Source organism: Variovorax sp. GW460-12-1-14-LB1 (genome assembly GCF_059423605.1).
Genome location: NZ_JBWKYF010000079.1, coordinates 21,898 through 28,281 on the forward strand (window position 1 = coordinate 21,898; position 6,384 = coordinate 28,281).

The following is a 6,384-nucleotide window of genomic DNA, read 5'->3' on the forward strand; positions in this document are numbered from 1 at the left end:
GTGCCCGCATCTTTGCGCGAGGGCCGCGGGAGAACAATTCGTTTTTGGCGAGTTCGAGCCTTCGCGCGACGCGAAGGCTCGCCGCCCGAGCGCCCCGGATCAGTCGGGACGGCCGAGGTGTTCGAGCACCGAGCGCGCGGCGGCCGTGAGCTCCTGCTGGCGGCGCACGCACAGCAGGTGGCGGCGCAGCGCCCAGGGCGCATCGAGCTTGAGGCAGCGCAGCTTGAGGATCTGCAGCTGCGGCAGGATGGCCGCATAGGGCAGCACGCCGATGCCCACGCCCTGCTCCACCATGCGGCAGACCATGTCGAAGCTGCCCACCTGCATGCGCACCTTGAGCGGCACCTGGGCCTCGAGCGCGGCGGCCAGCAGCACGCGGTGCAGCGCCGTGCCTTCGCGCACCACGATATGGTCGTGACGCAGCACCTCCGCCACGTCGATGCGCTTGCGGCGCGCCAGCGGGTGGTGGCGCGCGCCCCCCCCCCCCCCCACGGCCAGCTCGTCGGTGCGGTAGGGCAGGCATTCGAGGCCGTCGGCGGGCGTCTGGCCCTCGATCACGCCGATGTCGGCGAGGCCGGCCTGCACGGCCTTCACCACCTCGGTGCTGGCGCGCTCCTGCAGGTCGATCTTGAGCACCGGGTGCAGGCGCAGGAACGAGCCGATCTGCGCCGGCAAAAACTGCGCGATGGTCGAGGCGTTGGCCGTGATGCTGACCACGCCCGCCACGCCGTTCTGGAAATCGTCGAGCTCGGCGCCGAGCCGGTCCATGGCCGAGAGCACGGCGCGCGCATGCAGGAGAAGCCCATGGCCGGCCGAGGTGAGCGTGACGCCGCGCGCATGGCGCACCAGCAGCGGCAATCGGGCGCGCGCCTCGAGATCGGAGATGCGCTTGCTCGCAGCCGCGAGCGCGATGTGGCAGCGCTTGGCGCCTTCGCTGATGCTGCCGTGGTCGGACACGGCCACGAACAGGCGCAGCGATTTCAGGTCGGCGGACATGGCCCGTCGCGCCTCAGGCCAGGGTGAGGTGATCGAACAGCTCGCGCGCGGAGGCCGGCAACTGCTCGCGGTTGCGCGCGATGAGCTTGAGTTCGCGCTCGGCCCAGGCGTCGCTGAGCGCCACGGTCGAGATGCGCATCGCCATCGACAACCGGTGCGCCGACGACGACGGCAGCACGCCGACGCCCACGCCCGCTTCGATCATCAGGCAGATGGCCTCGAAGCTGCTGACCTGGATGCGCGGGTTGAAGCCGCGCCCCGCGAGTTCGGCGCGGCGTTGCAGAAAGCGGTGGATCGCGCTGCCGTGGTGCAGGCCCACGTGCTGCTCGTCGAGCGTGTCGGCAAAGGCCACCGACGACGCGCCCGCCAGCGGGTGTGTGGGCGGCACCACCAGCACGAGCTGATTGCGCCCGAAGGGGCGCGCATCGAACTCGCCGGTGTGCACGTCGCCCGCGAGGATGCCGATGTCGGCCTCGCCGTCGGCCACGGCGCGCACGATTTCTTCGCTCAGGTACTCGCGCAGGTCGACCTGCACGGCCGGATGCTGCGTGAGAAAGCCCGCGAGTTTCTGCGGCAGGTACTCGGTGATCGAGGTGGTGTTGGCGAACACGCGCACATGGCCCTTGATGCCCTTGCCGAAGTCCTGCATGTCGCAGCGCAGGTGCTCCATCTGCTGCATCACGCGCTTGGCGTGGTACAGCACGGCCTGCCCCGCGGCCGTGAGGCTCACCCCCTGCGCACTGCGGTGCAGCAGCTTGCCGCCCACCGCCTCTTCCATCTGCTTGATGCGCGTGGATGCGGCGGCCAGCGAGATGCAGGCCTTCTCGGCGCCGCGCGTGAGGCTGCGCGCGTCCGCCACGTAGACGAACAGTTTCAGGTCGAACAGGTCGAAGTGCAGGTTCACCGGGCGGGCACGAAGGAAGCGGGAGGAACGCGCATTGTCCGGCGAACGGCGTCGCCTGCAGCCGCTTGCGGGTTTGTCCTCATGCCCTCATGTCTTCAGACCGGGTCCCAGCTGAACACGTCGGCCGAGCGGTCCAGCGGGAAGAAACTGGCGCGCATCGCGGGCATGGCGTGCTCGGCGATGCTCTCGGGCGTCCAGCCTTCCGAGCGGTGGACGGAGCGCACCGGTCGCGGCTGGCTGATGAGCGAGATCTCGTTGTTGCGCACCGAGAAGATCTGCCCGTTCACGGCCGCCGCCGCGTCGCTCGCCAGGTACACCGCGAGCGGCGCCACCTTGGCGGGCGTCATCTGCTTGATCTTGTCGACGCGGGCGCGCTGCTCGTCGGTGTCGGTGGGAATGGCGCCGATCATGCGGCTCCAGGCGAAGGGCGCAATGCAGTTGGAGCGCACGTTGAACTTGAGCATGTCCAGCGCGATGGACTTCGACAGCGCCGCGATGCCGAGCTTGGCCGCCGCGTAGTTGGCCTGGCCGAAGTTGCCGATCAGGCCCGAGGTGGAGGTCATGTGCACCAGCGCGCCCGAATTCTGTTCCTTGAAGTGCGTCGCGGCCGCGCGGCTCACGAAGTAGGCGCCGTACAGGTGCACCTTGATCACCGCGTCCCACTCGTCGACCGACATCTTGTGAAAGAACCGGTCGCGCAGGATGCCCGCGTTGTTCACCACCGCGTCGATGCGCCCGAAGTTGTCGACCGCACATTCCACGATGCGCCCGGCGCTCGCGGCATCGGCCACGCTGTCGGTGTTGGGCACAGCCTCGCCACCTGCCGCGCGGATTTCCTCGACCACCTGCTGCGCCGGCCCGGCACTGCCGCCCGCGCCGTCGAGCCCCGCACCGATGTCGTTGACCACCACTTTCGCGCCATGCCGCGCCATCGCGAGCGCGATGTCGCGCCCGATGCCGCCGCCCGCGCCGGTGACGACGATCACTTTGCCTTCAACCATGTGTCTTGCCTCTGCTTCGGATGTTCGTTCGCCCGCGAACTCGCGGGGGAATTTCAGAATGCCACAGGGGGCGGCCTGCGAGTTCAGGAATTCCGAAGAGGGGCTTAAGCCGCGGCTGCGCGCGACCGCCCGCGGGTGGCCGTTACTGCCGCGCCGTGCGGATGTTCACCGGCAGCGCCTGCGGCCAGCTCGTGCGGAACGGGTTGATGTCCAGCCCGCCGCGCCGCGTGTAGCGCGCGTACACCGCGAGCTTGGTCGGCTGGCACTGGCGCCAGATGTCCGTGAACATGCGTTCGGCGCAGGGCTCGTGGAACTCGTTGTGGTTGCGAAAGCTCACGATGTACGCCAGCAGGCCGGCCTGTTCGATGGGCGGACCGCTGTAACGGATCTGCACGCTGCCCCAGTCGGGCTGGCCGGTGACGAGGCAGTTGCTCTTCAGAAGCCGGCTGGTGAGGGTTTCGTTCACGTGCACCTGCGTCGTGTCGCTGCTCAGCAGCTCGGGCGCGGGCTGGTAGTGGGTGCATTCGATGTCGAGGCGATCGAGGTCCAGGCCGTCGATCTCGTGCACGGGCTCGCGGTCGAAGAGGTCGGGCGTGAGCAGCTTCACGCCGATGCCGGCCGACTGGTCGCTGCCGCGCCATGCGGCTTCGGAGAGGTCGGTGCGCAGGTGCTCGCGCACGGCATCGATGCTGGCGAAGGTGCTGTTGTTGAAGCTGTTGAGGTACAGCTTGAACGACTTGCTCTCGATGATGTTGGGCGTTTCGCAGGGAATGGTGAAGTGCGCGATGGCCACCTGCGGCTTGCCGCGCGGGTTCAGCCAGCTCAGTTCGAAGGCAGTCCAGAGGTCGGCGCCGAAGAAGGGCAAGGCGCCGGCCTGGATGCCCATGGCTTCGCGCTGCGTGGTGCGTGCGATGGGGAACAGCAGCGACGGGTCGTACTTGTCGGCGTAGGCCGAGGCGCGGCCGAGCTGCGACTGTTCGGGGGTATTGGGGTTGGTCGGGTCGTGGCTCATGGGGCGGTTCCGGCATCCGCCGCGTGTGCGAACGGAGCGATGTGGTGGGCGAGGATCGTGCAGACCTCGGGCGGCAGGTCGTGGCCCATGCCGGGCACGGCGATGAAGGTCGCGCCCGGAATGCGCTGCGCCGAATCACGGCCGCAGGCGATGGGCACGAGCGCGTCGGCGTCGCCGTGCAGCACCAGCGTCGGTCGCTGGATGCGCGCCAGCACCTGCGGGCGGTCGTCGTCGGCGCCGATGGCGAGCATCTGGCGCATCAGGCCGGCCGGGTGGTAGGCGCGGCGCATGCTGAAGGTGAGGCGCGTGGCCAGTTGCTCGTCGGTCTGCGGGTAGGCCGGGCTCTGGATGAGCCGCAGCAGCTTGATGCTGTGCGCGACCAGCGCGGCCTCGTCGTGGCTGCGCGGGCGCCGCATGAGCATGGCCCCGACCTCGCGGCGCGGGCCCGGCAGGCCGCGCGCGCCGCTGGAGCTCATGATGCTCACGAGGCTGGCGGTGCGCTCGGGCGCGGTGGCGGCGATGCGCTGCGCGATCATGCCGCCCATCGAGGCGCCGACGATGTGGGCGCGGGCAATGCCCAGCGCGTCGAGCACGCCGAGCGAATCGAGCGCCATGTCCTGCAGCGTGTAGGCGCTGCGCACCTTCAGGCCGATGCGGTGGCGGATGGTTTCCCACACGAGGTTGCCGGTGCCGAGGTGGTCGAAGCCCTGGCTCAGGCCGATGTCGCGGTTGTCGTGGCGCACCACGCGAAAGCCGGCGTCGACCAGCTGCTGCACGAAGCCGTCGGGCCACGCGACCAGCTGCATGCCCAGCCCCATGATCAGCAGGATGACGGGGCGCCCTTCGCCGCCGGTGTCGTCGACTTCGATCTGCAGGCCGTTGGCGGTGACTTTCATCGGGTCCTTGTTTTTCTTTTTACTTGAACTCGCGCTCGCGCAGCCACTTGGTGGCGACCCACTTCTCGCCCGCGAGCACCGGCGCACCGCCGTGCAGCGTGCGGGTGGCGGGGTCGGGCCGGTCGTAGCTGAAGAACACGCCGGTGCCGCGCACCGGGGCCACTTCGAGCCCGATGTCGGGGAAGGTGGTGGCGCCGCCCTGCTCGGGCTCCTGCAGGTACATCACGAGCGTGGCCACGCGCTGGCCGCCGCGCTTGAGGATGGTGGGCGTGCCGGGCTCGTGCGGGTCGAAGTAGTCGTAGTGCGGGCGGTACTGCGCGCCGGGCGCATAGCGCAGGATCTGCAGGCCCTCGCCGTACTCGAGCGGCCAGCGCAGCAGCATGGCCAGGCGCTGTTCGAGGCGCGCGACGATCTCGTTCTCGCCGCGCTCGAAGAACATGCCGTCGCTGGTGCGGTCGACGTTGAGCACCTCGCCGCCGGTACGGGTCTCGACGGTGAGCGAGCGGGCCAACCGCACGCGCGCGGCGGCGATCAGGCCTTCGCATTCCTCGACCGACAGCAGGTTGCCGAACACCACGACGCGCGGATGCCGCACGGTCTGCAGCACCTGCACGCGGCGGTCACCGGCCTCGATGTACAGCGGCGCGCCGTCCAGGTCGGGGCCGGGCATCTCGGTGCGCGCCGGCGCCAGGGCCGCCTCCACATCAGGAAACCCGGCCTCCAGCTGGGCCAGTGCGAGGTCGGTGGCGGCATCCTGCCAGCCGGCCGCCCGCATCGACATGCGCAACGCGGGCACCGAATGGCCGGCCGCGAGCTGGGCCACCAGCCATTCGCGCAATTCCGGACTGATCGCTTGGGACATCAGACTTTCCTTCTGAACACCAGCCTTTCGGCTGTCGACGCTTGAGCGTCGAAACCATAACCCTCGAGGTCGAATTTTTCCAGCGCCTTGGGCGTGGCCGCCTGGTGCAGCACGGCCCAGCGCGCCAGCAGGCCGCGGGCGCGCTTGGCGAAGAAGCTCACGATCTTGTACTTGTCGCCCTTCCACTCCTGGAACACGCATTCGACCACGCGGGCCTTGAGCACTTTCTGGTCGACCGACTTGAAGTACTCCTGCGAGGCGACGTTGACGACGACCGGCGTGCGGTCGGCCGCCAGGCGCTCGTTCAGGTGCTCGGCGATGCGCGAGCCCCAGAAGGCGTACAGGTCCTTGCCGTGGCGGTTGGCCAGCGCGGTGCCCATTTCGAGCCTGTAGGGCTGCAGGCGGTCCAGCGGGCGCAGCAGGCCGTACAGGCCGCTGAGGATGCCCACATGGTCCTGGGCCCAGGCGAGCTGGGCGGGCGTGAGGCTGCGGGCGTCGAAGCCGCCGTAGACGTCGCCGTCGAAGGCGAAGGCGGCCTGGCGGGCGTTCTTGTCGGTGCTCTTGGACGACCAGGCGGCGTAGCGGGCCACGTTGAGGGCCGAGAGCTTGTCCGACAGGTGCATCAGCTCGGCGATGTCCTGGGGCGACTTCTCGCGCAACAGCTTGATGAGTTCGACCGAGGGGCCGCGGGGGGCTTCGAAATGGGGCTGGGT

7 protein-coding genes are annotated in these 6,384 nt (G+C 69.3%); all 7 read right to left on the minus strand.

What is annotated here, in order from left to right; genetic code table 11:
* Nucleotides 1–99: 99 nt before the first annotated feature.
* Nucleotides 100–996 (minus strand): LysR family transcriptional regulator, encoded by an 897-nt coding sequence (locus AC07Y4_RS27965; protein ID WP_495275432.1) that lies wholly within the window; start codon nt 994–996, stop codon nt 100–102.
* 13 nt (nt 997–1,009) lie between these two features.
* Entirely contained in the window at nt 1,010–1,900 is an 891-nt protein-coding gene (locus AC07Y4_RS27970; RefSeq protein ID WP_095746534.1) for a LysR family transcriptional regulator, read from the minus strand.
* A gap of 95 nt (nt 1,901–1,995) precedes the next feature.
* Nucleotides 1,996–2,901, minus strand: a complete 906-nt coding sequence (locus tag AC07Y4_RS27975) for an SDR family NAD(P)-dependent oxidoreductase (protein WP_495275433.1) — start codon at nt 2,899–2,901, stop codon at nt 1,996–1,998.
* Nucleotides 2,902–3,043: 142 nt separating this feature from the next.
* A complete protein-coding gene (queF, locus tag AC07Y4_RS27980; protein ID WP_495275434.1) occupies nt 3,044–3,913 on the minus strand; it encodes an NADPH-dependent 7-cyano-7-deazaguanine reductase QueF in 870 nt (289 codons plus the stop codon).
* Nucleotides 3,910–4,809 (minus strand): alpha/beta fold hydrolase, encoded by a 900-nt coding sequence (locus AC07Y4_RS27985; RefSeq protein ID WP_354342622.1) that lies wholly within the window; start codon nt 4,807–4,809, stop codon nt 3,910–3,912. The genes queF and AC07Y4_RS27985 overlap by 4 nt, the downstream gene beginning before the upstream one ends.
* A gap of 19 nt (nt 4,810–4,828) precedes the next feature.
* Entirely contained in the window at nt 4,829–5,671 is an 843-nt protein-coding gene (locus tag AC07Y4_RS27990; RefSeq protein ID WP_062479797.1) for a 2OG-Fe(II) oxygenase, read from the minus strand.
* On the minus strand, nt 5,671–6,384 hold a 714-nt coding region (gene yaaA, locus AC07Y4_RS27995), incomplete at its 5' end, for a peroxide stress protein YaaA (protein WP_495275435.1). The genes AC07Y4_RS27990 and yaaA, both read right to left, overlap by 1 nt.

Excerpts from the sequence above, each read along its gene's own strand:
- AC07Y4_RS27985 (WP_354342622.1), bottom strand. The coding sequence starts at position 4,809 with ATGAAAGTCACCGCCAACGGCCTGCAGATCGAAGTCGACGACACCGGC.
- AC07Y4_RS27975 (WP_495275433.1), bottom strand. The coding sequence starts at position 2,901 with ATGGTTGAAGGCAAAGTGATCGTCGTCACCGGCGCGGGCGGCGGCATC.
- AC07Y4_RS27990 (WP_062479797.1), bottom strand. The coding sequence starts at position 5,671 with ATGTCCCAAGCGATCAGTCCGGAATTGCGCGAATGGCTGGTGGCCCAG.
- queF (WP_495275434.1), bottom strand. The coding sequence starts at position 3,913 with ATGAGCCACGACCCGACCAACCCCAATACCCCCGAACAGTCGCAGCTC.
- AC07Y4_RS27965 (WP_495275432.1), bottom strand. The coding sequence starts at position 996 with ATGTCCGCCGACCTGAAATCGCTGCGCCTGTTCGTGGCCGTGTCCGAC.